Annotated in this window: 20 protein-coding genes and 1 pseudogene; 8 read left to right on the forward strand and 13 right to left on the reverse strand. The window is 69.0% G+C overall.

Annotation, left to right across the window (positions count from 1 at the left end):
- Positions 1-14: 14 nt before the first annotated feature.
- Positions 15-2,776, reverse strand: a pseudogene (locus DDP54_RS16020) (heavy metal translocating P-type ATPase).
- An 18-nt stretch (positions 2,777-2,794) separates the two neighbouring features.
- Positions 2,795-3,094, reverse strand: coding sequence for a heavy-metal-associated domain-containing protein (locus tag DDP54_RS16025; RefSeq protein ID WP_109133001.1), 300 nt, complete (start codon positions 3,092-3,094; stop codon positions 2,795-2,797).
- 565 nt (positions 3,095-3,659) lie between these two features.
- Between DDP54_RS16025 and DDP54_RS16030 the strand changes: the two genes are divergently transcribed.
- Both DDP54_RS16030 and DDP54_RS16035 read left to right on the forward strand, forming a co-directional pair.
- Positions 3,660-3,989, forward strand: coding sequence for a DUF2933 domain-containing protein (locus tag DDP54_RS16030; RefSeq protein WP_197711469.1), 330 nt, complete (start codon positions 3,660-3,662; stop codon positions 3,987-3,989).
- 235 nt (positions 3,990-4,224) lie between these two features.
- The gene (locus DDP54_RS16035; protein ID WP_242448532.1) at positions 4,225-5,037 is read left to right on the forward strand and encodes a prolipoprotein diacylglyceryl transferase; all 813 of its coding nucleotides are present in this window, start codon (positions 4,225-4,227) and stop codon (positions 5,035-5,037) included.
- A 988-nt stretch (positions 5,038-6,025) separates the two neighbouring features.
- On the opposite strand, the gene DDP54_RS16040 is transcribed toward DDP54_RS16035, so the two are convergent.
- From DDP54_RS16040 to DDP54_RS16055, 4 genes are all read right to left on the reverse strand, one after another.
- The gene (locus tag DDP54_RS16040) at positions 6,026-6,652 is read right to left on the reverse strand and encodes a redoxin domain-containing protein (RefSeq protein WP_109133003.1); all 627 of its coding nucleotides are present in this window, start codon (positions 6,650-6,652) and stop codon (positions 6,026-6,028) included.
- On the reverse strand, positions 6,649-7,590 hold the full coding sequence (locus DDP54_RS16045) for a cytochrome c biogenesis CcdA family protein (RefSeq protein ID WP_109133004.1): 942 nt from the start codon (positions 7,588-7,590) through the stop codon (positions 6,649-6,651). Before DDP54_RS16045 ends, DDP54_RS16040 begins: the two co-directional genes overlap by 4 nt.
- A gap of 3 nt (positions 7,591-7,593) precedes the next feature.
- Complete coding sequence (locus DDP54_RS16050; protein WP_242448533.1) at positions 7,594-7,917, reverse strand: glutaredoxin; 324 nt, start codon at positions 7,915-7,917, stop codon at positions 7,594-7,596.
- Positions 7,918-8,086: 169 nt separating this feature from the next.
- Entirely contained in the window at positions 8,087-8,317 is a 231-nt protein-coding gene (locus tag DDP54_RS16055) for a hypothetical protein (protein ID WP_242448534.1), read from the reverse strand.
- 232 nt (positions 8,318-8,549) lie between these two features.
- Here DDP54_RS16055 and DDP54_RS16060 point away from each other — a divergent pair, with 232 nt between their 5' ends.
- From DDP54_RS16060 to DDP54_RS16075, 4 genes are all read left to right on the forward strand, one after another.
- On the forward strand, positions 8,550-8,768 hold the full coding sequence (locus DDP54_RS16060; RefSeq protein ID WP_277949607.1) for a heavy metal-associated domain-containing protein: 219 nt from the start codon (positions 8,550-8,552) through the stop codon (positions 8,766-8,768).
- Between the two features lie 107 nt (positions 8,769-8,875).
- Positions 8,876-11,191, forward strand: a complete 2,316-nt coding sequence (locus tag DDP54_RS16065) for a heavy metal translocating P-type ATPase (protein ID WP_109133005.1) — start codon at positions 8,876-8,878, stop codon at positions 11,189-11,191.
- Positions 11,192-11,325: 134 nt separating this feature from the next.
- Positions 11,326-12,063 (forward strand): response regulator transcription factor, encoded by a 738-nt coding sequence (locus DDP54_RS16070; RefSeq protein ID WP_109133006.1) that lies wholly within the window; start codon positions 11,326-11,328, stop codon positions 12,061-12,063.
- Positions 12,063-13,193, forward strand: coding sequence for an ATP-binding protein (locus DDP54_RS16075; protein ID WP_109133007.1), 1,131 nt, complete (start codon positions 12,063-12,065; stop codon positions 13,191-13,193). Before DDP54_RS16070 ends, DDP54_RS16075 begins: the two co-directional genes overlap by 1 nt.
- A 1,462-nt stretch (positions 13,194-14,655) precedes the next feature.
- Here DDP54_RS16075 and DDP54_RS16085 read toward each other — a convergent pair.
- A protein-coding gene (locus tag DDP54_RS16085) for an IS3 family transposase (protein ID WP_109130919.1) occupies positions 14,656-15,881 on the reverse strand; the annotation gives its coding sequence in 2 pieces (ribosomal slippage) (positions 14,656-15,572 and positions 15,572-15,881; 1,227 coding nt in all).
- 369 nt (positions 15,882-16,250) lie between these two features.
- Positions 16,251-17,666: an IS1380 family transposase gene (locus DDP54_RS16090; RefSeq protein WP_109130614.1), complete on the reverse strand. Its 1,416-nt coding sequence runs from the start codon at positions 17,664-17,666 to the stop codon at positions 16,251-16,253.
- 135 nt (positions 17,667-17,801) lie between these two features.
- Here DDP54_RS16090 and DDP54_RS16095 point away from each other — a divergent pair, with 135 nt between their 5' ends.
- Complete coding sequence (locus tag DDP54_RS16095) at positions 17,802-18,827, forward strand: hypothetical protein (RefSeq protein ID WP_109133009.1); 1,026 nt, start codon at positions 17,802-17,804, stop codon at positions 18,825-18,827.
- Positions 18,828-18,835: 8 nt separating this feature from the next.
- On the opposite strand, the gene DDP54_RS16100 is transcribed toward DDP54_RS16095, so the two are convergent.
- The 5 genes from DDP54_RS16100 to DDP54_RS16120 all read right to left on the reverse strand — a co-directional run bounded on the left by DDP54_RS16100 (position 18,836) and on the right by DDP54_RS16120 (position 24,860).
- Entirely contained in the window at positions 18,836-19,840 is a 1,005-nt protein-coding gene (locus tag DDP54_RS16100; RefSeq protein WP_109133010.1) for a sugar phosphate isomerase/epimerase family protein, read from the reverse strand.
- An 11-nt stretch (positions 19,841-19,851) separates the two neighbouring features.
- Positions 19,852-21,054: a Gfo/Idh/MocA family oxidoreductase gene (locus DDP54_RS16105; protein ID WP_109133011.1), complete on the reverse strand. Its 1,203-nt coding sequence runs from the start codon at positions 21,052-21,054 to the stop codon at positions 19,852-19,854.
- Between the two features lie 96 nt (positions 21,055-21,150).
- The gene (locus tag DDP54_RS16110) at positions 21,151-22,212 is read right to left on the reverse strand and encodes a substrate-binding domain-containing protein (RefSeq protein WP_109133012.1); all 1,062 of its coding nucleotides are present in this window, start codon (positions 22,210-22,212) and stop codon (positions 21,151-21,153) included.
- An 84-nt stretch (positions 22,213-22,296) separates the two neighbouring features.
- On the reverse strand, positions 22,297-23,256 hold the full coding sequence (locus DDP54_RS16115) for an ABC transporter permease (protein ID WP_242448555.1): 960 nt from the start codon (positions 23,254-23,256) through the stop codon (positions 22,297-22,299).
- A gap of 83 nt (positions 23,257-23,339) precedes the next feature.
- Positions 23,340-24,860 carry a sugar ABC transporter ATP-binding protein gene (locus DDP54_RS16120; protein WP_197711470.1) on the reverse strand — a complete coding sequence of 507 codons (1,521 nt, stop codon included), beginning with the start codon at positions 24,858-24,860 and terminating at the stop codon, positions 23,340-23,342.
- Positions 24,861-24,969: 109 nt separating this feature from the next.
- On the opposite strand from DDP54_RS16120, the gene DDP54_RS16125 reads away from it, so the two are divergent.
- The gene (locus DDP54_RS16125; RefSeq protein WP_242448535.1) at positions 24,970-26,154 is read left to right on the forward strand and encodes an ROK family protein; all 1,185 of its coding nucleotides are present in this window, start codon (positions 24,970-24,972) and stop codon (positions 26,152-26,154) included.
- Positions 26,155-26,226: the final 72 nt, after the last annotated feature.

Here is a 26,226-nt window from a genome sequence, read left to right on the forward strand (position 1 = left end):
GTCAGCGCGGCGACCTAGTGGGTGTGGGTGTGCTCACCACTCGCCAGGTACTTCCCAGGGTCGGCGGTGAAGTCCGCGTGGCAGCCGCGGGAGCAGAAGTAGTAGGTGGTGCCCTGGTGCTCGACGCTGGCGGCGGCGTGGGCAGGTTCGACGCTCATCCCGCAGACGGGATCGGTGAGGGTGGTGTGAGCGGACATGGTTTCCTCCGATTGATCATCTGTTCCGATTTCGACCACCGGTTCGGTGACCGAGACTGTGACGTCCGCAGTGATGGCGGGCGGGGTGAACCGGCGCAGCCTGTTGGCGTTGGTCACGACGGACAGGGACGACAGTGCCATCGCGGCCGCGGCGATCATCGGGCTCAACCTCAGGCCGAAGGCGGGATACAGCGCGCCCGCGGCGATGGGGATGCCCAGCCCGTTGTAGACGAAGGCGAAGACGAGGTTCTGGCGGATGTTGGTCATGGTGGCCCTGGACAGGTCAAGCGCCGTGACCAACCCCGACAACGCGCCGGAGATCAGCGTGATGTCCGAGGACTCGATGGCCACGTCGGTGCCGGTGCCGATGGCGAACCCGACATCAGCCTGTGCCAACGCAGGTGCATCGTTGATTCCGTCACCCACCATGGCCACGACGCGCCCCTCAGCCTGCAGGTGCTCGACCTCACGCGCCTTGTGCTCGGGCATGACCTCGGCGACGACCCGGCGAATACCGACCTGCCGGGCAATCGCGGCCGCGGTGGTGCGGTTGTCTCCGGTCATCATCACGACGTGAACACCACGAAGCTGGAGCGCAACCACGGCGGCTGCCGCGCCGTCCTTGACGGTGTCGGCCACGGCGATCACGCCGGCCGGACGGTCGTCGATCGCCACCAGCATCGGGGTCTTGCCGTAGGCGGCCAGACGGACCTGGTCCGGCAGCAGGATCGCGGTGTCGATCCCTGACCCCATCAGGAGCCGTGCGTTGCCCACCAGGACATGGTGGCCGCGCAGTCGTGCACCTACGCCCTGGCCGGTGACGGAGTCGAACTCGGACACGTCGTCCAGCGGCAGACCGCGCTCCTGGGCACCGGCGACGATCGCCGCGGCCAGGGGGTGCGCGGAGAAGCGCTCGACCGAGGCGACCAGCTGCAACACGTCGTCCGCCGCAAAGCCGGGGGCGGGCAGGACGTCGGTCAGGACCGGGCGTCCCTGGGTGATCGTGCCGGTCTTGTCCACCACGACCGTGTTGAGCTTGTGCGCCGTCTCGAGCGCCTCCGCGGAGCGGATCAAGATGCCCGCCGTCGCCCCCTTCCCGGTACCCACGGTGATCGACAGCGGCGTGGCAAGCCCCAACGCACACGGGCACGCGATGATCAGGACCGAGACTGCCGCGACCAGCGCGAAGACGAGGGCAGGCGGGGGGCCGACCAACGCCCAGACCACGAACGTCCAGATCGCGATGCCCATGACCGCAGGGACGAAGTAGCCCGATGCCTTGTCGGCGAGGCGCTGAATCGGTGCCTTCGAGCCCTGCGCCTGACGCACCAGGTCGATGATCTGAGCCAGCAGCGTGTCCGAGCCCACCTTGGTCGCCACGTAGCGGAACGTGCCCGTCTGGTTGATGGTCGCGCCGATGACCACGTCGCCGGCCGACTTCGTCACCGGGATCGACTCACCGGTCACCATGGACTCGTCTACGGCTGAGCGGCCCTCGAGGATCTCGCCGTCGACCGGGAGCTTCTCCCCCGGCCGCACGACCACGACGTCCCCGACCACGACCTCGTCGATCCCGATGTCCACCTCGGTGCCGGATCGCACGACGCGCGCAGTCCGCGGCGCCAGGCCGATCAAGGTCCGGATCGCTTCGCCGGTCCCGGCCTTGGCTTTCGTCTCGAACAGGCGACCGAGCAGGATCAGGGTGATGATCACGCCGACGGCCTCGTAGTACACCTCGCGGGTCTCGACGGGCAGCACACCGGGAAGGGCAGTCACCACCACGGAGTACCCGAACGCGGCAATGGTGCCCAGCGTGATCAGGGAGTTCATGTCAGCGGTGCGATGCGACATGGCCTGCCACCCGGTGCGGTGGATCGGCCAGCCCGTGTAGAACATCACCGGAGCGATCAGGGCGAGCTGGACCCAACGGTTCATCAGGACCGACGGCACCCAGTCGGCCCCGAACAGCGACACGGCCATGACGGCGACCAGGACGGCGCGGTCAGGACCGCGCCCCACACGACCCGGCGCCGCAGGTCGGCGATCTCGGCATTGCGCTCGGCCGCCTCGTCGTCCTGCGGCTCGGCGAGAGAGCTCGGCCGGCGCGGCACAGCAACGGTCACGGTGGTCTCGACATCGTCGCCAGCGGGTAGCGACCTCACACTGCTGCCCGCAGGGACGACGTGGGCCTCGGCTGGCGCGACGCCATCGACGACCTGCAGACGCCCTCGAACCATGTTCATGCCGCACGCGAACTCGAAGGAGCCCACCCGATCAGGCACCAGGTCCACCGCCGTGGTCGCGTAGGCCGGCAGCAGCTGGTTGACCCGGAAGTCGGGCATGACCACCCGGGACGTGCAGTCGCCCGACTCCTGACGGTCGAACTCCATCCGTACCGGTACACCGCGCACGACCTGGATCACGTCCGGGCTGTAGCCACCCTGGACCTTGATCTTGACGACCTGGACTCCTTGGTCGACCTGGGCCACGCGCGCCTTCTTGGGGCCGAAGAAGAACCAGCCCAGTCCGCCCGTCAGGACCACAGCCGCCACAACGATGACGATCTCGCTGCCGCTCATCAGATCACGCCTCCACAGTCATGTTGATACGCGCGGACTGGCCCAGGTCGGGGAGCAGCGCTGGGGGGGTGGTTCATGGGTGCAGCTCAGCGCCCACCGATCCGGCCCCGCCACCACGAACCCGGCACGCCTGACCGCCGCTCGAACCTCGACCGCACCGAGGACCGTGATGCTCGTCAGGGTCACGGGCGATAGCCCGCCCTTGACGAGGTCGACGGCGACGCCTGTCACGCCGTCCAGCGCGCGCAGCTCCTCAAGCACCTCGGCCAGGCACGACCCACAGGTCAGCCCCTCGACGACGAATGTCGCGACAGTCACGTGCCCACCTCTCCACACGCCCCCCGGGTACCCCCGGGGGGTATGTCCAATCTACTCCCGGGGATGTGGCGTTTCGAGGCAGCAACCATGAAGATCCGATCAAGGATCGGCGCGCCCTCCGGTTCACTCACGGATCGAGCGGCTGAACGCCCGGCCCGCGCGCCACAGCCCGTCGCCGGCGACTCCTTCCCGACGCCGGTCGGCGCCCGGTTTTCCTGATGGGGCTCACATGCTCAGCGCAAGCTCGGGATCGACGGCGGTAGGACAGCCACGCTCGAACCGCATGCGCTCGACAACTGACACCACATGCCATGGGTCCGCATCGACGGCGGCCCGCTGACCTCGGTCCGGGGGGACATCGCACGCTCTGGTCCCGAGCTCATGCCTGGGAGCGAACCTTCAGCGAATCTCCATCGACGCTGAGCAGGACGTATATGTCCGTGCAGTTGCATGACCGGTAACCGGAGGAATCTCCGGTGCGCGGCCGCGGCCGACTTGGGGCGCATAGCCCCGTCGGGTGGACGTTGCCGCGGTCGTCGTCGACACATCACGGGACGGGTAGATCATGAAGCACAGCGGCGCGGGCCACCTCAAGGGGATGGCACTGATAGCGGGCGGGGCCTTCGTTGTCCTCCTCCTGCTCGGCAAGCCGGCCGGCGAAGCCTTCAGCTACGCCCTGGCTCTCGCATGCCCGCTGATGATGGTCGGCATGATGTTTGGCGGGCACGGTGGGCACGGTGGCAGCGAGGACAACGCCGGACATGACGGTCATGCAGGTCACGGTGGCGCAAGGGGTAGCGAGACAGATCTCGGCGCGCGGCAGGCTGTCCCGGGAGACACCGGGATCATCGACGCCCCCGCGACGAGCGATCGCGCCCAGGGCCACCACCACTAGCCGCTCTGGCTCGTGACGTCGGCGACGCCTGCGTGGAGACGCTCAGGCGTTTCCACAGCGGCTGGTCGACTCATTCGACGACGCCTAGCGGCCTCGGTGTCGGAGCCGTGCGCTGGCTACCGCTGCATCTTCATTGAAGAACCATCGATCCTGTGGACGAACCTTCATTTCACCCGGCGACGATGTAGCGGGTTCGGACCTGTGCGACCGCATCAGACCCCGCCGTATACCCCCGATGATCGGAGACCTTGTGCGTCCGGTGCTGTTCTCGATCTTTGGCCTTGACTTCTCGTCCTACGGCGCAAGCAAGGCTATTGCCGCGCTTGTCGCGGCGTACCTGCTCGGCCGCGCTTTCGAGCGAGTCGGACTCCGCCGTGACTCGGCCCACTCGCTCGTGCTGTGGGCCACCGTGTGGGGCTTTGTGGGCGCGAAGATCTACTACCTCCTCGAGCACATCGACACCCTCAGCCTGCATCATTTTGGTGGGATGGGATTCACCTGGTATGGCGGCCTCATCGGCGGTGTCATCGCCGCTCTCGTCATCATCCGACGCCACCATCTTCCGCTCGGAGTTGTCGCCGGCGCCACGGCCATTCCGCTGACTCTTGCCTACGGCATCGGGCGCATCGGCTGCCTGCTCTCCGGCGACGGCACCTACGGCAAGCCGACCTCGCTGCCCTGGGCCATGACGTTCTCCAGCGGAGTTGTCCCCACGACCGTCCCCGTTCACCCCACTCCCCTGTACGAGGCCTTGGCGTCGCTCGTGATCGCCGCCGTGCTGTGGGCGCTTGCCCGACGGTGGAACCCTCCGACCATCTTCGGCGCCTACCTGATCCTCAGCGGGATCTCACGGTTCCTTGTCGAGATGCTGCGCATCAATGAACCTGCGCTCTTCGGCTTGACCCAGCCTCAGCTGTGGTCGATCGTCTCGATCGCGGCCGGCGCTCTACTGATCGCCCGCACGAACCGCTCGATCGGCGCTCGGACGACAGTCGCGGCGGGCACTGAGCCCCTGATCACCGAGAGCTCGTCAGCCTCCCGCGGATGACTGGCCCCTCGGGTCTGCGCATGGCCTTCCGGGGCGGCTGCAGGTGTGGTCCGAGGTACGGAGACCACGGGCAGGCGGGCGAGTCAGGCGTCTCGGCGATCAGGTTGGTGGCCTCGGTCCCGTCGTTGGTCACGCCGCCGGAGTCGACGTAGGCCAGGACCTGGGCCCGCCAGGCTCGTAGGGTTCGTCCGAGGCGAGCGACTCGGGGATGGGCCAACTGGGCAGGTCTGCGAAGAGGTCGGCAGCGACGCGCTCGCCGGTGGCCGCTGGTGCGCCGGCGGTGGATCAAGCCCACCGCGCTGACAGCAGCTCCCGGCGATGGTCACCCGCCGGGCCAGGCCGTCGACCTCCAGAGCTGTGGAGAGCCAGGCCGCCTGGCGTGTGCTGTCCGCTGAGCAGGTCGACGCGCTTGGTCGACCACGGCCGTTGCGAGCGTGACCACGGGTATCGCCTTCAGCACTGCGACGTTGTCTGACGTCTGGGACAGCCGCGTGACTCTCGGGCGTCGCGACGGCGCCTCGCGCATCGATGGAGATGCGGAGGCGCCCTACGAGGCATCCGGACACTCCGTGAGACAGGCGCAGCCCGTCTTCAGCAGGCTTCTGTCGCTCCCGCCCGCCGCCGTACTGGTCTGCTCACTGATGATGGTCGGGATCGTATGCATGAGCAACGGCCGACGGAATTCTGGAAAGCATGCAGGCCGTCATCGTGCTGGGCCGTCCAGGCATGCCGACGCGAGCCGATAGGCACGCGGCACACAGCTGCGCCGCCCAGCTTCAGCCGGGCGGCGCGGGTCGCAGACTGCGAGGTGTCGCTAATTGCGGACTTCTGCAACCGCAGCTTCTGTATTGTCATGTCCGCAGGCACATGCGTGGGTCGATTCGAGCTTCACCGTGCCACTCGAGCAGCACGTCGCGTCGTCCGTGCGATTGTTGCAGCAGTCATCCATGAGGGTCTCCGATTGTTGGGGAATGGTGCGCTGGACAGCTCAGAGTCGCGCCTTGACCTCGGTGAGCAGGTCGGCGGGTGCGATCCACATGGAGGGGTAGTCGGCGGACCACTTCTGGACGCCCTGGGCGTCGATGAGGACGAAGCCGTGGCCGGGCAGGCCCTCGTGCATGCCCTTGCCGAGGGTGTCGTAGGCCTTGGACGTGGTGCCGTCGTCGAGAAGGAACGGGGTCGTGACCCCGAGCCGGGTCATGTCGGGGGTGATCTGCGCGGCGGTGTTCATGACGATGGGCAGGACCTTGATGCCGGTCGCGGTGAAGGCCGGGTCGCTCTCGATCTTGGCCATCTGCACCAGGCAGGCGTCGCAGCCGGCCCCCTCGCTGAAGTACAGGAGCACGGGCGTACCGCGCAGGGACGCCAGCGAGATGCTCGTGCCGTCGGTCGCCGGGAGGGTGAACTCGGGTGCCGTGCGCGCCTCGGAGGACTGCGTCGGTCGCGCGGACACCAGCCCGGCCACGACGAGGCCGACCACCACGAGCAGTCCCGTCGTCCAGGCGATGATCGCCAGCCGTCGACGCCGCGCGGCCGCGGCCCCCTGCTGCTTCTTGGCCGCATCCAGCGCGGCCTGGCGCTCGTGCTCGCGTCTGCTGGCGGTCCCGGAGGTCATCGACCACTCCCTTGGCTTGTCGAGGTGTCGTGGCACGACGGGGCGTCGTCGCCATCTGTGGGCACATCACCCGTCGGCCGGACGGGGCGTCGGTGCCGGCCGACCAGCGTGGCCCAGACGAACACGGCCGCGAGGGCCAGCAGGGCGAGTCCCAGCACCGGCTCGGTCCACCGTTGGATCCGCAGGAAGACGTCGGCCAGGGCCTGGCCCGCGGAGGCCTGGAAGGCGGTCCCGCCGGTCATGTCGGCACTGCCGGCCAGCGCGATGATGAAGCCGCCCATGACGACGAACGCGACCGCGACCCCCACGTTGAGCGTGTTCGTCACCAGGAGCCTGGCGCCCAGGCGGATGCGGACCAGCTTCGCCCGGAACAGCTTGCGCTCCCCCAGCCGCGCCCGGTCCCACAGCAGGGCCATGACGAACAGCGGGAAGACCATGCCGAACACGAACGCCAGCCCGAGCGCGAGGCCGCCGATCGCCGACCCGGACAGCGCGGACAACGTCATCACCCCGACCAGGACGGGGGCGCAGCAGCTGGACGCGATCCCCGAGAAGACCCCGAGGGCGAAGAAGCTCGCCGAGTCCCCCCGCGTCGTGTCGGGCGTGCGCATGACGCTGGGCAACGACCACATCTTCCCCGACAGCGCCAGGAGCGCGAGGACGATCATCAAGGTCCCGCCCGCGTAGTACAACGGCGCGTGGTAGCGGGCGATCGCCCCCGCGAGCAGGCTCATCCCCATGGTCAGCGGGACCAGGACGAGCGCCAGGCCGGCGGCGAAGATGAACGTCAGCGGCAGCAGTCGCCACAGCCGGTTCTTGACGGCACCGGCCAGGTAGCTCGGCGCGAGGAACACGATGCAGCAGGGTGCGAACAGCGCCACCCCACCGGCGAAGAACGCCGCGATGATGCTGCCGGTCGTGAGCAGGTCGGCTCCCACGACTCAGTGCCCCACCGGCGCGGCGCCCGTGACTGCGTCGAGCGCCGCCACGGACGTGCGAGCGGCGAGCAGCCGCATGAACTTCTTGCGCGGCAGGCGGCCCGAGCTGAAGTACACCCCGTCGACCAGCACCAGTGGGTTCATGGCAGGACGGTGCAGATCCACCAGGCTGCGACCCTCCGCGGAGTCGAGCGGGACCACCCGCACCGCGAGCGCGAACTGCTCGGCCAACCCGGCGAGCTCACGCTCGGCCTCGTCGCAGAAGTGGCACGCCTCGGCGTGGACCACGGTCACCGGGATCGGTGACGTGTCGAGCTGAACCACCACGAGAGCCTCCTGCGCGCGTCGGTCGGACACCCCACCTTCGACCCGCACCCCTGCTCAACCGATCGACGTTCGATCAAGATCCGATGAAGACTTCCTGTGGCACCCAGCGCGGATCGCACGGCGCACGTCGCACGAGGACGCACTCGGACTCGGACCGGGACTGTCGGACTTAGATCGACGTGCGGGCGGGACGGTCCAGCTCGGACCGGATCCGCTCGTAGGTCGCCAGGTCGATCGTCCCGGCCGCGAGGCGGGCGTCGAGCACAGTGAATGAATCGTCGTCCGCTCGCGCTGGGAAGAGATGAGCGACCCCCCACACCACCAGACCCACCACGAGGACCCAGAGGGCGACCATCGCGATCCAGCCACCCACGCCCGTCTGCGCGCACCACAGGCTCACAGCCGTCTCCCCACCGTCGCAACCGGTACCCAGCGGCACCTGACACCCACGGTCCGGGCCCGCCATCAACAACTGACCCACGAACGATGAAGAGTTGCTGAAGATCCTCGCCTAAGCGCTCCACATCGCCGGCGGTGCGTCCCGGCGGGCCTACCGTCGAAAGGCGGCGCGAGGATCCGTGGCGATGCACCGCGAGACCGCCCGCGCCAGCCGACCGAAATGGAGTCCAACTGTGACGACTGCCACGACCTACGACGTCGCCGGGATGACCTGCGAGCACTGCGTGCGCGCCATCACGACCGAGGTCAGCGCCCTCGGATCTGTGGACGACGTTGCGGTCGACCTGCCACAAGGACGCGTCACGGTGATCTCGACGGCACCGTTGGAGCTGGCGACGGTGCGGGCAGCGATCGACGCCGCCGGCTACGAGCTGACCGGCGTCCACGCGTGACGCGCGCCGCGATCGGGACGCTTGTTCTCTATGCCCTTGCCCTCGCTGCCGCCTTCACGCTTGCGTACGTCCTCGGCGTCGCACTGCGGCCTTGAGGAGGCGACACGATGGCAGAGATCGAGACGGCCGCCGTGACCGCCGCCCGCTCCGTGGAGCTGACGATCGGTGGGATGACCTGCGCGTCGTGCGCCGCTAGGATCGAGAAGAAGCTCAACAAGGTGGTCGGCGTCTCCGCGACGGTGAACTTCGCCATGGAATCGGCGAAGGTGAGCTACGCCGATCACGTCACCATCGCCGACCTCGTCGCCGCCGTCGAGGAGGTCGGCTATACCGCAGCTCCTCCGGCCGCTCCAGAAGCGCGCACTGCGGGCGAACCGGACGCGCCCGTCCACGACGCGGTGGACGCCCTGCGTGATCGGCTGACGATCTCCGCAGTGCTGACCGCACCGGTCTTGGCGCTGGCGATGGTGCCCGCGCTTCAGTTCGACAACTGGCAATGGCTATCTCTCACGTTGACGGCGCCTGTCGTCGTCTGGGGCGCCCTGCCCTTCCATCGTGCGGCTCTCAAGAACTTGCGCCACGCCAGCGCCACGATGGACACGCTCATCTCGATGGGAGTGACTGCCGCGTTCGGCTGGTCGCTGTGGGCTCTGTTCGTGGGCGACGCGGGGACACCGAGCATGCGGATGGGCTTCACGCTCATCCCCCAAGCCGGGTCGGGGACCAGTGAGATCTACCTCGAGATCGCTGCTGGACTGACCGTGTTCATCCTGCTGGGCAGGTATTTCGAGGCCCACGCCAAGCGTCGGTCCGGTGCGGCCCTTCATACGCTCCTCGAGATGGGCGCCAAGGACGTCGCGGTGCTTCGCGCGACTCCTGACGGCGACACTGAGCACCGCATCCCGATCGAAGAGCTCGGCGTCGGCGACCGATTCGTCGTTCGACCCGGCGAGAAGGTCGCGACGGACGGCGTTGTCGTCGAAGGCACTTCTGCCATCGATGCCGCTCTCTTGACGGGAGAATCGGTACCGGTCGAGGTCGCACCCGGCGACACAGTGACCGGGGCAACCGTGAACGCCGGCGGACGCTTGGTTGTCCGGGCGACTCGTGTCGGAGCGGACACCCAGCTGGCCCAGATCGCGCGACTCGTCGTGGATGCCCAGTCCGGCAAGGCGGCAGTCCAGCGTCTGGCAGATCGCCTGTCAGCAGTCTTCGTGCCGATCGTGATCGGCCTCGCAGTCGTCACGCTCGGGTTCTGGCTCGGTCGAAGCGGTGAACCAGCAATTGCGTTCACCGCAGCCGTGGCAGTCCTGATCATCGCGTGCCCATGCGCGCTGGGACTCGCGACACCTACCGCACTTCTCGTCGGCACGGGTCGCGGAGCCCAGCTCGGGATCTTGATCAAGGGCCCAGAGGTGCTCGAGTCCACCCGCAAGGTCGACACGATCGTTCTGGACAAGACGGGAACGGTGACGACGGGGAAGATGTCGCTCGTGCACGTCGTGCCCGCGACCGGTGTCGACGCCACCGAGGCACTCCAGCTCGCGGCAGCACTTGAAGATGCATCTGAGCACCCCATTGCCGCTGCGATCGTCGCGGCAGCGCGGGAGGCAGGGATTGCTGTCCCTGCCGTGGAGGGATTCCTGTCGACACCCGGCCAGGGAGTGCGCGGATCCATCGGCGGACGCGAGGTACTCGCCGGCCGAGCCACGTGGCTCATCAGTCAGGGTTCTCCGGTGCCAGTCGAGCTCGTCGCTGCGCTGGACGAGGCCGAGCAGGCCGGGCGCACAGCGGTGCTGACCGGCTGGGATGGCGCGGCGCGCGCAGTGCTTGTCGTTGCGGACACCATCAAGCCCACGTCCGCCGAGGCGATCGCACAGCTCAGAGCCCTGGGGCTCAAGCCTGTGCTTCTGACCGGGGACAACGATCGCGCGGCCCGCGCCGTGGCCGGCCAGCTGGGGATCGACGACGTCTTCGCGGAAGTCCTCCCCGAGGACAAGGTGGCTGTCATCACACGGCTGCAGGGAGAGGGACGCGTCGTCGCCATGGTGGGCGACGGGGTCAACGACGCCGCCGCATTGGCTCAGGCAGACCTCGGCCTGTCGATGGGAACCGGAACCGATGCCGCCATCGAGGCATCCGATCTGACCCTGGTGCGTGGAGACCTACGGACAGCTGCGGACGCCATCCGTCTGGCTCGACGCACCCTCGCCACCATCAAGGGCAACCTGTTCTGGGCGCTCGCCTACAACGTCGCTGCACTTCCCCTGGCGGCCTCGGGTCGACTCAATCCGCTGCTTGCTGGCGCCGCCATGGCCTTCTCCAGTGTCTTTGTCGTGTCCAACTCCCTGCGCCTGCGACGCTTTGCGGCCTGGTCCACCCTGGACGCCCAGACCGCCGACTCGCCTGTTCCCCACGCGTGAGGCCATCGCGACGCACCGAGCGCACGACGTTCATCCGAAGTGGCATTGCCGAGAATGGACTCAACAGTGACCTGTCTCCCTGACGTGCGAGTCAACGCCAGTATTCGACCGCACGGGTCGGCACAATGGGCCCCATGACGCCGGCGCCCGCCGCGGGGCCCGCTGCCCATCGCGCTCTCGTCGTCGACGACGAGGAGCCGCTGGCCCGGTTGGTGGCCGGCTACCTGGAACGTGACGGGTTCGAGGTGCACGTGGCGTTCGACGGTCTCGATGCCCTGGAGCTGGCCAGGTCGGTCGACCCGGACGTCGTCGTCCTGGACCTCGGCCTGCCGGGCATGGACGGCGTCGAGGTCTGCCGCGAGCTGCGGACCTTCTCCGACTGCTACGTGGTGATGCTCACGGCACGCGCGGACGAGGTCGACACCCTCATCGGGCTCGCGGTGGGTGCCGACGACTACGTGACCAAGCCGTTCAGCCCGCGTGAGCTGACGGCGCGCGTCGGCGTGATGCTGCGCCGGCCCCGACGGTCGACGGCAGGTACCCCAGGCCCCGAGAGCGCGCCGCCCGCACCACCGCTCGTGATCGGATCTGTCTCTATCGACACCGTTGCTCGCGAGGTGCACGTCGACGGGACCCTCGCTGACCTGACCCGCACCGAGTTCGACGTCCTTGCAGCCCTCGCGAGCCGACCTCACATGGCCTTCAGTCGACGCGCGCTGATCGAGGCGGTCTGGGGTGACCACTGGGTCGGCGACGAGCACCTCGTCGACGTCCACGTCCTGCACGTCCGGCGCAAGCTCGGGGACACCGCCGAAGAGCAGCGCTTCGTGCGGACCGTGCGCGGGGTGGGTTACCGCATGGGTCAGGGCTGATGGTCGCCCCGGACCCGCGACGAGGCCGGTCCGGGCTGGCCTCCCGGCTCCTGGCAGCCATCGCGCTCGTGGTGGTCACCGCCGGCGTCACCGCCTGGCTGGTTGCCGGGGCGATCGGACCTGCGACGTTCCACAGCCACATGCTCCAAGCCGGTGCGAGCCACGACCCGGTCGCGGTGCTGCACGCCGAGGAGGCGTTCCGGTCGGCCAGCGCCCTCTCGCTGACCGTGGCCCTCGCGGCGGCGGTCCTGGCCGCGCTCGCCGTCAGCCTGTTCCTGACCCGGCGCATCGGCAGGTCCCTGGCGGCCTTGTCGACCGCCGCCGCGCGGGTGGCCGGTGGGCGGTTCGACGCCCACGTCACCAACCCCCACCTGGGGGTCGAGTTCGACGAGCTCGCCGATGCGTTCAATGCCATGTCGGCGCGCCTCCACGACTCCGAGGCGCTCCGGCAGCGCCTGCTCGCCGACGTCGCCCACGAGCTCCGCACCCCGGTGGCGACCCTCACGGCCTACCTGGAGGGACTGGAAGACGGTGTCGAGTCGCTGACTCCGGCGACGGTCGCGGTCCTGCGCGCGCAAGCCTCTCGCCTGACCCTGCTCGCCCACGATCTCGCCGCCGTCACTCAGGCCGAGAGCGGCGAGCTCGTGCTGCAGCGCGCGCTCGTCACCCCGCAGGAGATCGTCGCAGCGGCCACCCTGTCCGCCGGCGACCGGTTCGCGGCACGCGGCGTGGAGCTCACCAACAGTGTCGACCCCGACCTGTCGCCGCTCGACGTAGACCGCGACCGCATGGGACAGGTGCTCGGCAACCTCCTCGACAACGCACTGCGACACACACCCCCCGGAGGGGTCGTGACTGTCAGCGCCCGATCCGTCGACCCCGGGGCGGTGCGGATCGTCGTCGAGGACACCGGGGAGGGCATCGACCCCCAGCACCTTCCCCACCTCTTCGAACGCTTCTACCGGGTCGACACCGCCCGCGACCGCACCCACGGCGGCTCGGGCATCGGGCTCGCGATCACCAAGGCGCTCGTCGAAGCCCACGGCGGAACCATCACTGCCACCAGCGCCGGACCCGGCCACGGCAGCCGCTTCGAGATCCTCCTCCTGGCAGCCAACGCCGCCAGCTGAGGCGGACGGGTCGAGAAGGTGCGGCCCACCGTCGCAAGCCGCTCCTCGACGTGTTTACAGGTGCGCATCCCCTGGTCCGCCGCCTTCTTGATCGAACCTTCATCGCAAGTTGATCGGAAGCGATTCGTCGATGCCGATCCTTGATAGGAGGTCACGCAGGACGATTCACGATGGCGGTCGACACCGCGTCGAGGCGATGCCGTTGCTCGCCGTTCAGTCGCTGCACGACAAGGCCGACAGGACGGAGCAGAGTCATCGAATCGCAGCCCTCCTCCCCGGATGGTCCACATCGAACATGCCCGGTCGAGCCCGGTGAGGCAACCCTTACGCGACGCTCCCTGCGCGAGGCGTCGCGGTCGCCGGGTGGTCACGCACAGCGCTCGTCAGGCGTTGACCCTGACCACTCGGGAATGCGAGACAGGACCGGCCCTCAGCGAGCGGGCCGCGGCCTTGGCCGCTTGGGGCGGGGCTCCGCGCGCACGGTCCTGCTGCTGGCCCTGGTGATCTCGATCTCCGGCACCGCCTACCGGGTTGGCACTGCTCCGGCGGCGGCTCAGCCGCAGGCCCGCGCAACAATCAGCACCGTTGACGCCCTCTCGGTCCAACTCGCATTCACTCCACCGTCCTCGCTCGCCGCTCCGAGCCCCGGACCATCAGCGGTCGAACGAGCGTCGCGCGGCGTCGAGCGAAGCGCGATTCCCGGCTGCGACGGGATAGCGACCGGCAAGGGCACCAATGGTCGGCTCCCACCGTCCGAGCTGTGCGACCTCTGCATGCCCCATACAAGGCCCGCGCTGACGCCGCAGTCACCCTGATCGCACTCAACGGCGCCTACTTCGCACGGTTCGGTACCGACATCTGCTTGAGCTCCGGATACCGAACGTTTGAACAACAACTCGCGCTTCGCGCTGCCAAGGGCGCAATCGCGGCGGGCGCAGGTCAGAGCAACCACGGCTGGGGGCTCGCCGTCGACCTGTGCCCTGCCGCCTACGCGGGCACCCGAGGCGTGTGGCTCCACGACGTGGGCCGGGCATATGGATGGGCGAATCCGGCCTGGGCCCATCGCGGCGGCGGCGGATCCTATGAACCGTGGCACTGGGAGTACGTCCCGGGAGTTGACGCCCTCACGGCCGGTGGCGGCGCAGACTCCTGACCGGAAGGCGCGGCTGGGCTGCTATCGCCGTACGACCGACAGGGGGCAGGGGGCCGCCGACGCGGAGCAGATATCAGTGCGTGGGCCTCGGGCCAGAGGCGCTGACTCTCGGCCCAGTAGCGCGGCTGACATGCGCTGGATTCACTGAACGCCCGCGCTCCTGGAATCGAGCATCCTGGTGATCGTGACCTCGGCACACCCCGCGCCGTGGAATAACGTGGAATAGGCCACCCTACGCGGCGTTCACCACCACGCCACAGCGTGCCGGGTCTACGGGGCTTGACCCCGGTGGTGGACACGCGGTGGGTTTCACGCGGCGGTGGCCAGCGTAGCCGCGTAGTGGGTGTTCTCGTAGGTGATGGGGCTGAGGTAGTCGCAGTAGGAGTGGCGGCGGCGGGTGTTGTAGCGGGTGATCCACGCGAACACGACCCGACGTGCGGTGGTCGCGTCGGGCCACCCGTGGGAGCCGGCGAGGGTCTCGCGCTTGAGGGAGGCGTTGAAGGACTCGGCCATTGCGTTGTCCGCAGAGGTCCCCACGGCGCCCATGGAGCGGGTCACGCCCAGCCGCTCGCAGAGCGCGGTGTAGTCCTTGGCGACGTACTGACCGCCGTGGTCGCTGTGAAAGATCGCCCCGGCCAGCGACCCGCGTTCTCGGGCGGCTGCGCGCAGGGCGTCGGCGACCAGGTCGGTGCGCATGTGGTCGGCGATCGACCAGCCGACCAGGCGCCGGGAGTAGCAGTCGATCACGGTGGCCAGGTAGAGGAACTGCCCGGCCCCGCAGGGCAGGTAGGTGATGTCCCCGACGTACTTCGTGTTCGGTGCGTGGGCCGTGAAGTCACGCTCGAGCAGGTCCGGGACCAGCTGGCCGTCCGGGTCGGGCACGGTGGTGCGCACCCGTCGGCGCAGCCGGATCCCGGCGATGTGATGGGCGCGCATCACCCGGGCGACGCGCTTGTGGTTGACACGCTCCTGCTCGCCGGCGCCGTCGTTGAGCTCGGCGGTGATCCGCGGCGCCCCGCACGCACTGTCGGTGGCGTGCACCGCGGCGATCCGCGCGGCCAGGGCCGCATCGGCCGTCTGGCGTGCCGCGCGGGCCGGGGCTGCGGACAGCCATTTGTAGAACGAGGACCGTGCGACCTGAACGACCTGGCACAACCGCTTCACCTCGAAGGTGGACTGGTGGTCGGCGACGAACTGGAAGCGGCTCACCAGTTCGTCTCCCCGGCGAAATACTTCGCCGCCGCGCGCAAGATCTCCCGCTCGGTGCTCAGCTTGCGCTCGGAGTCCTCCAGCTCACGCACCCGCGAGCGAAGTCGCACGAGCTCCTGCTCGGGTGTCTCACCCGGCGGCGGGGCCGTCGATGCCGGCCGGGACTGCCCGCGGATCGCCACCCCAGCGGCCTTGATCCAACCCGACAGGGTCGTGTCCATGATCCCCAGATCAGCCGCGATCCCCGCGACCGTCGCTGTCGGCGTCGAGCGGTACAGCTCGACCGCATCGCGGCGGAACTCCGCCGAGTACGTCTTCCTCGCCATGATCAGATCTTCTCGCTTCCTCCAGGCCAGACCTGGAATCAGCGTGTCCACCCTCAGGGGTCAAGGCCCTACCACCTGATCAGAGGCACAATCGGCGAACGTGAAGCCGTTCCATTCCGCACCCCTACAGCACTGAAAGACGGTTCGAATCCCACTCGGGGCACCATCTCAACGCTCTGACCTGCAGGTTTGCTGTGGCTAACCCGGATCTTTCATGGAGCTCGGTCGGTCTGGAGCGCGGCGTCGTTGTCGGCGTTCGGTGCTGATTGTGGCATCGGGGTGCGACGAAGGGCCGCGTGTCGTCGCGGTGGGCGCCGGTTCCGGCCGGTCGTGCGGGTGCTGGTGGCGGTCAGAGACGAGGTCGACGGCTCAGGGCGGGGCGGGTAGGGCGGTCAGTCGTTGGTGACCGGTGGTCAGGACCTCGGCCCAGGGGTGGGTGTCCTTGACGTGCAGGATCAGGGTGCGGGCGTGCCGGGCCAGCGTCGCGGGCACGTGCAGGAGCCGGGTTCGTAGGCGTTTGGGTTCCCAGCGGCGGGCCGCGGTGGTGGCGAACGCGAGCAGCTGGGTCCAGGCCGTCAGGTCCGAGGCCAGTGCCACGATCGCGCACCAGATCTGGTTGGCGCCGAAGTTCTTCAGCGGCAGGTTCCGCAGTCCTGTGTCTTTGGCGGCGCGGATCCGGTCCTCGCAGCGGGCGCGGCGGCGGTGCCGCAGCTCCAGGTCCTGCAGCTGCCCGGTCGTGGTGTTCGTGACGAACGCGGTCAGCCGGTAGCCGCCCGCGTCGTCCAGGCGCCCCTGGGACACCCCGGCTCCGGGGTGGGGTCGTTCGCGGCGCACGATCACGCGCATGTGGGCCGGCCATCCGCCCAGGTGGCCGCCGGCGGCGAGCAGGTCGGTGATGTCGGCGACGTCCGCGCCGTCGCGGGCCGCACCGTCGCCGTTGAGGGCCGCCGTCCAGGCCGCCGGGGGGATCTGGGCGTAGATGCCCTGCATGTGGGCCCACGGCAGGGTCCACCCGATCGAGTAGGAGACCCCGCGGCCGGCCAGCCAGGTGACGTAGTCCTTCGTCCCGCCACCGCCGTCGGTGCGGATCAGGACCTTGCGACCTGGGCGGGAGGGGTTGATCCCGGGGACAGCGGCCAGCGCGGCGCGGGTGACCTCGATGTGGTCCGCGGCGGTGTTCGAGCCCGCGTTGCCCGCCCGCAGGCTCATCGCCAGCAGCTCGCCGGTTCCCTCGGCGCCGTGGTCGGCGAACGCGCACAGCGGGTGGAACCCGAAGCCCCGCTTGAACGTCGGGGCGGCTTGATCCTTCTCCGAGTGGGCGGTGATCAGCGTGGCGTCCAGGTCGATCACCAACGGCGCGGCAGCGCTGATCTGGTGCGTCGGGGCGTGCTCGCCGGCCGCGGCCCAGACCGCGGCCCGGGCCTGCTTCCTGGCCCGGGCGATCTGGGCCAGGACCTTGTCCGCATCGACCCCCAGCGCCGCCACCGCCCGGGAGACCGTCGCCTCGGAGGCCACCGACCCGAACAGCTCTGCCTCGCCGCGCAGCAGCGCGGCGTCGGCCAGGCAGTCCCCGCCCAGCACCAGCGCCACCGCGAGATCAGTCAGGACCTTCGCGGGGTCGTGCACCGCGAACGGTGAGCGCCACCGGTCCAACGCCTGCGACAGCGCGACGTCCAGACCCGCGGCCCGCACCGTCTGGGTCAGCAGCACCCCGCCGGCCGATCCGGCCGCGGCCACCGGCGCAGCATCGACTCGGACACGCGGGTAGAACCCGATAGCGTTCACCTGGAAGGTGCTCCTCGAACTGGTCTGATCTGTCCCTCGCAAGACACATCATCCCAGGTCAGGAGCACTTTCCTCGTCTACGCCACGACCGCGCCGTGAAATCTCCAGGCTAATGAGCCGTCCAGCGTCCGAGACTTGATCCGGTCACCGCTCACTCACCGAAAACCATCCCGGCTGACCACCGACGCTCGGGCGGGCCACACCGACCGGGTCACCGACGGGACCGTCGCCCCCACCGGCATCACGACCGCGTCCGGGGCGCTGATCGGTGCCGGGGACCGGGTCCTGACCCGGCAGAACGCCCGCCGCCTACGCACGAGCGGCGGCACGTACGTACGCAACGGCGACCTCTGGGACGTGGTCGCCACCCACCCCGACGGGTCCCTCACCGTGCTCCGGGCACACCGATCTGGCTCCGGCCCCGCCGGCAACGACGAGCGGTCGGGCACGCTGCGGCTGGCGCCCGACTACGTGGCCGAATACGTCGACCTTGGGTACGCCACCACCACTCACCGCGCCCAGGGCATTACCGTCGATCAGGCCCACGTCCTGCCCGCACCAGGAATGACCCGGGAGAACCTCTACGTGGCCATGACCCGCGGGAGCACGCGGAACCACGCCTACGTGGCCATCGACGGCGTCGACGCGGCGTGCGACCGGCTGCCCGACCCCGCCGGAGACTCCCCCGGCCGCGACATCCTCACCCGCATCCTGGCCACCGAAGGCGCCGAACTGTCCGCCACCCAGACCCTGGCCCGCGCCCTGGACGACGCCGAATCCCTGCACCACCTCGAACCCATCCGCCAAACCCTCGCCACCGACGCCGCCACCCGCCGCTGGCACACCCTACTGCCCGCCTGCCACCTCGACCCCAAGCAGATCGCCGCGATCTCGGGCCGGGTGAATCGCTCACAGCCGCCCTCAGGGAGCTGGGCTGTGAGGTGTGGGTCGCCGAAGCGGTCCAGCGCATCCACGAGCGCACTGGTCACCCGGCCGTCGAGATCTTCCCGGTCCCGGTCGCGGTCTAGCCGCTGGATGTCAGGGCTGGCACCTCGTTCGTGCGGGGACGTCAGTCGCTGCCCGGGGCCAGGCTGGCACCTTTCGGTTGAACTTGAGATCGCAACGTGCGCTCACGGGCGACGGAGTCAGCGCCGCCCGTGAGCGCTGCCTCACCGCGAGCTAAAGGCGGCGTCAAACGCGGCCGTCGGCGCGTCGAAGGCCAGCTTCCGGACGAAGTCCAACGCCTCGGGTGCACCGATCAGCCGGTCCATGCCGGCGTCCTCCCACTCGATCGACAATGGACCGTCATAGCCGATCGTGGCGAGCATGCGGAACGCGTCCTCCCACGGCACGTCTCCATGGCCCGTGGAGATGAAGTCCCAACCCCGACGGGGGTCGGCCCACGCCAGGTGGGAGCTGAGCCGGCCATTGCGACCGTTCGTCATGCGCTTCTTCGTGTCCTTGCAGTCGACGTGATAGATCCGGTCCTTGAAGTCCCACAGGAAGCTGACCGGGTCGAGGTCTTGCCACACGAAGTGGCTCGGATCCCAGTTGAGCCCGAACGCCTCGCGGTGCCCGATCGCCTCGAGCGCGCGCGTCGTGGTCCAGTAGTCGTAGGCGATCTCGCTCGGGTGGACCTCGTGCGCGAATCTGACTCCAACCTCGTCGAACACGTCGAGGATGGGGTTCCACCGGTCGGCAAAGTCGCGGTATCCGGCGTCCACGAGCTCCTGGGACACCGGCGGGAACATCGCGATGTACTTCCAGATCGACGAGCCCGTGAAGCCGATCACCGTCTTGACCCCGAGCCGTGCCGCGGTGCGCGCGGTGAGCTTCATCTCCTCGGCGGCGCGCTGCCGCACGCCTTCGGGGTCGCCGTCGCCCCACACGATGTCGGGCAGCATGTCACGGTGCCGTTGGTCGATCGGGTCGTCGCAGACCGCTTGGCCCTTCAGGTGGTTCGAGATCGCGTAGACCTTCAGGTTGTACTTCTCCAGAATGTCGAGCTTGCCCTGGATGTAGGCGTCGTCGTCGGCGCCCCGCCATGGGTCGAGGTGATCGCCCCAGCAGGCGATCTCCAGGCCGTCGTAGCCCCAGCCCGACGCGAGACGGGCAACCTCCTCGAAGGGGAGGTCCGCCCACTGCCCGGTGAAGAGGGTGATCGGTCGTGACATGTCGTTGCTCCTCAGTGCGTTGTGACGGGTTGACCGTGCTCGACAGCGGTCCAGGCGCTGTTGGCCGTGCTGCTGTCCTCGACGGCGGCCAGCACGCGTTGCACCTGGAGACCGTCCGCGAACGTCGGCGCGGGGTTCTCGTGGGTAGCGATCCCGCGCACGAGGTCCACGACCTGATGGGTGAAGGCATGCTCGTAGCCGAGGCCGTGGCCGGCGGGCCACCAGGACGCGATGTAGGCGTGGGCAGGGTCGGTGACGACGACGCGGCGGAACCCTGCCTCGGCCGCCGGGTCAGCGGCGTCGAAGAAGTGCAGGACGTTCATGTCTTCAAAATCGAAGGCCACTGACCCGCGCGAGCCGTTGACCTCAATCCGGATTGCATTCTTACGTCCCCAGGCGAACCGGGTCGCCTCGAACGAGGCCAGTCCCCCGCCGCTCATGCGCCCGACGAAGATCGCTGCGTCGTCGACCGTGACCGGTCCGCGAGCCGACCCCGCTGTGCCGTGCAGGCCGGAGAACTCTGCCGCGACGGGCCGCTCGTGCACGAACGTCTCGAGGATGGCGGCGACGCCGGTGACCGACTCACCGGTGATGAACTGCGCAAGGTCGATGACGTGCGCTCCGATGTCGCCGAGCGCGCCCGATCCGGCCTTCTGTTTGTCGAGCCGCCACGACAGGGGAGCTTCGGGGTCGGCGAGCCAGTCCTGCAGATACTGGGCCCTCACGTGGTGCACGGTGCCGACGCGACCATCAGCAACGAGCTGACGGGCGAGCTGGATCGCTGGAACCCGACGGTAGGTGAAGCCCACCATGGCCACCACGCCGCGGGCGGCGGCCCTCTCGGCGGCCGCGGCCATCAGCTCGGCCTCGGCCACCGAGTTGGCCAGCGGCTTCTCGCACAGCACGTGCTTGCCTGCCTCGAGCGCGGTGATCGCCATCTCGGCGTGTGTGTCGCCCGGGGAGCAGATGTCGACGAGGTCGACGTCGTCGCGCTCGACCAGCCGGCGCCATTCGGTCTCGACCCCGTCCCAGCCGAGCGTCTGTGCGGCTGCGCGGGCGGCGGACTCGTGGCGGCCCGCCAGGACTGTCATCTCCGGGTGCAGGGGTAGCTCGAAGAACCGCGGGGCTGTCCGCCAGGCGTGCGAGTGCGCCTTGCCCATGAACGCGTAGCCGATCATGCCCACGCCGAGGCGAGGCGGTAGGTCGTGTGCCATCAGTGGCTTCCTCACTGTGTGCGCCCGGATCCGCTGCCTGGTGCAGGAACCCGGGGGTGCGGTGCGGGACCGTTCCCCGCACCGCACCGGGGTTGATCAGGACTCGAACGCGGACCCGAGGTACTGGTCGACGTTGTCCTTGGTGACAACGGGCGCATACAGCTGCACCACGCGCGGCACCTGTGCCTCGACAAGGTCGCCCAGCGCCTTGCCCTGGGCGAGCAGCCGGGCGAGTCGGATGCCGTCGGCGGCCTGCGTGGACGGGTAGATGACGGTCGCCTTGAGAACGGAGTCGCCGGCCTTGATCGACCGCATGACGTTCGCCGAGCCGGCGCCGCCGACCATGAAGAACTCGCTGCGGTTCGCTGCCTGGATGGCGGCGAGGACTCCGACGCCCTGGTCGTCGTCGTGGTTCCAGATGGCGTCGATCTTCGGTGCCGCCTGGAGCAGGTTGGCCGTGGCAGCCTCGCCGCCCTGGATCGTGAAGTCGGCGGCGACCCGGTTGTTGACCTTCAGCCCGCAGGCCGCGAGGGACTCGGCGAAGCCCTTGCTGCGCGCCTGTGTCAGGGGCAGGGAGTCGATGCCTGCGATCTCTGCGACGACGGCGTCCTTCTTGTCCTTGAGCTGGGTGCAGATGTACGTGCCCGCGCTGACGCCCATGCCGTAGTTGTCGCCCAGGATCGTCGTGCGGGCGCCGAACGTGCTGGAGAACTCACGGTCGACGTTGATCACCGGGATCCCTGCGTTCATCGCCTTGATCGCAACGTCGGTCAGTGCGGCGCCGTCGGTCGGCAGGAGAACGATCGCGTCGACCTTGTCATTGATGAACGTCTCGACCTGGCTGATCTGCAGGTTCGCGTCGTTGGTGCCCTCGGCGACCTTGAGGTCGATGTCGGAGTACTTGGCGGCCTCAGCGAGCGCAGCCTTGTTGATCGCACCCATCCAGCCATGGTCGGCGGCGGGTCCCGAGAAGCCGATGACGACCTTCTCTCCGAGAGTGTCGTTGCCGCCGGCCACGGCCACCGTGCCGCCGGCGGGCGCGCTGGTTGTCGCGGGAGCGGGCGTGTTCGAGGTGCACCCGGATGCGAGCAGTGCGACAGCGGCTGCAGATCCGGCGACGATCGCGAACCTGCGGCGCAGAGTCGATGATGCGGACATGACGATCCTCCTTGATCGGGTGGTGCGGTGTGCTGGGGGTGGCGCTGGTGACCCGGAGCCGACCGGTCCGGGAGTGCGGTCGCGTCAGGTGACGCTGCGGCTGCGGGACGCGATCTGCTGCTGGAGCAGCACGGCGGCGACGATGATGACGCCCTTGGCGACGGCCTGTGCCGAGGTGGACAGGTTGTTCTGCGTGAACACGTTCGTCAGGGTGGAGAAGATCAGGACGCCGAAGACGGTTCCGACGATGGTTCCGCGCCCACCGATCAGCAGGGTCCCGCCGACGACGACGGCGGCGATGGCGTCCATCTCGTAGAGCTGACCGTGCGTCGATGTCCCCGCAGTCGTCCGGGCGAGCATCATGACACCGCCGATCCCGGCGGTCAGGCCCGCCAGGCCATACAGGTACACCATGTGGCGACGGACGTTGATGCCGGCGAGTCGTGCGGCTTCAGGGTTGCCGCCGACGGCGACTGTGCGTCGACCGAACGTCGTCCGGTTGAGCAGGACCCACCCGGCGACGGCGACGACGGCGAACATCCAGATCAGGATGGGTACACCGAGAAGGTCGGAGCGGAAGAAGTCGAGGAAGCCCTGCACCTTGACGATCTGCGTCTGGCGGTTGGAGATCATCTCGGCCAGTCCGCGGGCTCCGACCATCATCGCGAGCGTGGCCATGAACGCGACGACCTTGCCGTACGCGATGAGCGCCCCGTTCACGAGCCCGCACACCGTTCCGACAGCGAGAGCGGCGCCCACCATGACGATCCAGCTCGTGTCTTGCGCCATGGTCTGCGTCGCGAGGGTCGTGGCCCAGACGGACGAGAGGCCCACCACGGCACCGACCGACAGGTCGATGCCGCCGGCGGTGATGACAAAGGTCATCCCGACGCTCAGCACACCGATGACGGCGGCCAGGCGCAGGATCGTCATGATGTTGTCAACGCTGGCGAACCGGTCGCCAGCGGTGGCGATGCCGACGACGCACAGGGCGATGAAGGCGATCACCAGGCCGAGGTTGCGACCCACCGATCCGCCGAAGATCTTGTGGAAGCGGGTGGTCGTCGTCGCCGTCGCCTTGCGTGCGGCGTGTTCCGGGGCGATCCCCTGGGTGACGCTCTGGTCGCTCACGCGGCACTTCCTTCCATCACGAGGTCGAGTACTCGGTGCTCGTCGATATCGGCCGCAGGCCCGGAGTGCACGACCCGGCCCTCCGAGACGACGAGCACCGTGTCGGACAGGCCGAGCACCTCCTCGATCTCACTCGACACGACGACGACCGCCGCGCCGGCGGCCGACAGGTCACGGATCAGCGCATAGATCTCGGACCTCGCGCCGACGTCGACGCCGCGGGTGGGTTCGTCGAGGAGCAGCACACGGCACCCGTGCACGAGCCAGCGCGCGAGCAGGACTTTCTGCTGGTTGCCGCCCGAGAGCGTCCGCGCGGGGCGGTCCGGGTCCGCCGGTCGCAGGTCGAGCGCCGCGATCTGCATGCTCGCTGCGGCACGCTCGGCTCGCTCGTCGAGCAGCGCGGCGTGCGCAAACCTGGCGAACGTGGACAAGGTGACGTTCCGATAGATCGGCTCGTCGAGCAGGAGTCCCTGACTCTTGCGTTCTTCGGGGCACAGCCCGATGCCAGCGCGGACCGCCGTGGGGACCGAGCCCGAGCGGAGCGAGGCGTCGTCGACCTCGACCCGGCCGGACGTCGCACGGCGAGCTCCGAAGATCGTCTCGAGGATCTCCGAGCGTCCCGACCCCACCAGACCTGCCAGGCCGACGACCTCGCCGGGCCGCACCTCGAAGGACACGTCCGAGAAGACTCCGCGCAGCCCAAGGCCCTCCACGCGGAGCACGGGGCGCCGGTCAGCGGAGATCGCTGGGCGCGCCGGGAAGGCGTGCTCGAGCGTGCGCCCGGTCATGAGCCTGATCAGGTCCGACGTCGACGTGCCAGCGACCGGGAGCCCGCTCGCCACGGTGCGCCCGTCCTTCAGCACCGTGATCCGGTCACCGATCTGACGGATCTCCTCGAGCCGGTGCGAGATGTACACCACCGCCACGCCTGCGGCAGCGAGCTCGCGCACGACCCGGAACAGGTTGGCCACCTCCTTGGAGTCCAGCACCGCCGACGGCTCGTCCATCACGATGACTCGAGCGTCATGCGACAGCGCGCGCGCCATGCTCACCACCTGCTTGCCGGCGGCGGACAGACGTCCCACCTCCTGGTGAGGCGAGATGTCGCCGTGCCCGAGCCGGCTCAGGAGGTTGTGGGTGTGCTGGCGCGCCGCGCGCCGCTGGGAGAAACCCCCCGTGGCGAGCTCGTGGCCCAGGAAGATGTTCTCGGCCACGGTCAAACCGTCCACCACATCAAGCTCTTGGTACATCGTGGCCACGCCGTGTCGGAGCGCTGCGACCGGGTTCGGCAGGGTCACGAGCACGCCGTCGATCAGGATCTCGCCCGCGTCGGGCTGGTGCGCACCGGCGAGCACCTTGATCAGCGTCGACTTCCCCGCACCATTCTGACCAAGCAGGCAGTGCACCTCGCCGGACCGGATGTCGAGGTCGACACCGTCCAGAGCGCGAGCGCCCGGGAACACCTTCACGATGCCGCGCATCTGCAGGAAGGGGTGAGCGGGGTCTGCTGTGACCATGCGGAGCAACCTACGGAGACTTCTGTCGGGTGTCAATCAAAAGCCGCGCACCGAACGTCACAGTTGCGTAACTGTGAACGACGGAAGCCGACGTGGTTCACTGACCCCTATGGCCGAGGAGAACGTGAAGTTCGCGACCCGCCCGACCGGCGTGGGCGAGATGTTCCAGCTGCTGCGCGACGGGCAGCCACGCACGCGGGCCGACCTTGCCGCTACGACCGGACAGGCTCGCTCGACCATCGCCGCGCGAGTCGACCTTCTCCTCGCAGCGGGCCTCGTGACCCCGACCGGCGAGGCCGCCTCGACCGGCGGCCGCCCCCCCGCGACCTTCGCGTTCAATCCCGGCGCACGGGTCGTACTCGCCGTCGACCTGGGTGCGACGCACGTACGGCTCGCCGTCACAGACCTGGCCGGCACCGTGCTGTCCGAGCACCACGAACCCCTCGCGATCGCGGACGGGCCGGACATCGTGCTCGACCGCGTCGCGACGATCGCGCTCAGACTGATCGGCAACGCGGGGCGCCGCGTGGCTGATCTCGCCGGCGTCGGAGTCGGGCTTCCCGGCCCCGTTGAGCACTCCAGCGGGCGCCCGATCAACCCACCGATCATGCCCGGCTGGGACGACGCCGACGTCCCCGGTCACCTGGGTCAACTGCTGGGCGTCCCCGTACTGGTGGACAACGACGTCAACATCATGGCGCTCGGCGAGCACGCCACCGAATATCCCCTGGTCGACCACCTGCTCTTCGTCAAGGTCGCCACCGGGATCGGCGCGGGGATCATCAGCGACGGCCACATCCTGCGCGGCGCGCAGGGAGCAGCCGGGGACCTCGGGCACATCGCCGCCCCCGGCGGATCGGATGTGCCGTGTAGATGCGGCAACGCTGGCTGCCTCGAGGCGGTAGCGAGCGGACAGGCCGTTGCCACGAGCCTGCGAGCACAGGGCTTCGAGGTCGCCAACAGCGTCGACGTCGTCGCCCTGGTCCGCGGCGGGAACCTCGTCGCCAGCCAAGCCGTCCGCGAGGCCGGCCGCGAGATCGGTGGCGTCCTCGCAGCGTGCGTCAGCATGCTCAACCCGTCGATGATCGTCATCGGCGGCGTCCTCGCCGAGGCCGGGGAGCACCTCCTGGCCGGCATCCGCGAGGTCATCTACACCCGATCGCTGCCCCTCGCGACGCAACACCTGCGCATCGTGGCGAGCCACACCAAGGGCCGGGCCGGCGTCCTCGGGGCGAGCGCCATGGCCGCCGAGCACTTCCTGTCATCCGAGGCGATCGACAACCTCATCAACTGACCTGCAGTGGTACGGACTAACACCGAGCGCAGCGCGCCATTCACGACGGATGAGAGATCGCCTGTGCGACCG

It is taken from the genome of Cellulomonas sp. WB94 (assembly GCF_003115775.1).
Classification (GTDB): domain Bacteria; phylum Actinomycetota; class Actinomycetes; order Actinomycetales; family Cellulomonadaceae; genus Cellulomonas_A.

Excerpts from the sequence above, each read along its gene's own strand:
- DDP54_RS16070 (WP_109133006.1), top strand. The coding sequence starts at position 11,326 with ATGACGCCGGCGCCCGCCGCGGGGCCCGCTGCCCATCGCGCTCTCGTC.
- DDP54_RS16125 (WP_242448535.1), top strand. The coding sequence starts at position 24,970 with ATGGCCGAGGAGAACGTGAAGTTCGCGACCCGCCCGACCGGCGTGGGC.
- DDP54_RS16100 (WP_109133010.1), bottom strand. The coding sequence starts at position 19,840 with ATGTCACGACCGATCACCCTCTTCACCGGGCAGTGGGCGGACCTCCCC.
- DDP54_RS16075 (WP_109133007.1), top strand. The coding sequence starts at position 12,063 with ATGGTCGCCCCGGACCCGCGACGAGGCCGGTCCGGGCTGGCCTCCCGG.
- DDP54_RS16035 (WP_242448532.1), top strand. The coding sequence starts at position 4,225 with ATGATCGGAGACCTTGTGCGTCCGGTGCTGTTCTCGATCTTTGGCCTT.
- DDP54_RS16105 (WP_109133011.1), bottom strand. The coding sequence starts at position 21,054 with ATGGCACACGACCTACCGCCTCGCCTCGGCGTGGGCATGATCGGCTAC.
- DDP54_RS16065 (WP_109133005.1), top strand. The coding sequence starts at position 8,876 with ATGGCAGAGATCGAGACGGCCGCCGTGACCGCCGCCCGCTCCGTGGAG.
- DDP54_RS16110 (WP_109133012.1), bottom strand. The coding sequence starts at position 22,212 with ATGTCCGCATCATCGACTCTGCGCCGCAGGTTCGCGATCGTCGCCGGA.
- DDP54_RS16030 (WP_197711469.1), top strand. The coding sequence starts at position 3,660 with ATGAAGCACAGCGGCGCGGGCCACCTCAAGGGGATGGCACTGATAGCG.
- DDP54_RS16120 (WP_197711470.1), bottom strand. The coding sequence starts at position 24,860 with ATGGTCACAGCAGACCCCGCTCACCCCTTCCTGCAGATGCGCGGCATC.
- DDP54_RS16040 (WP_109133003.1), bottom strand. The coding sequence starts at position 6,652 with ATGACCTCCGGGACCGCCAGCAGACGCGAGCACGAGCGCCAGGCCGCG.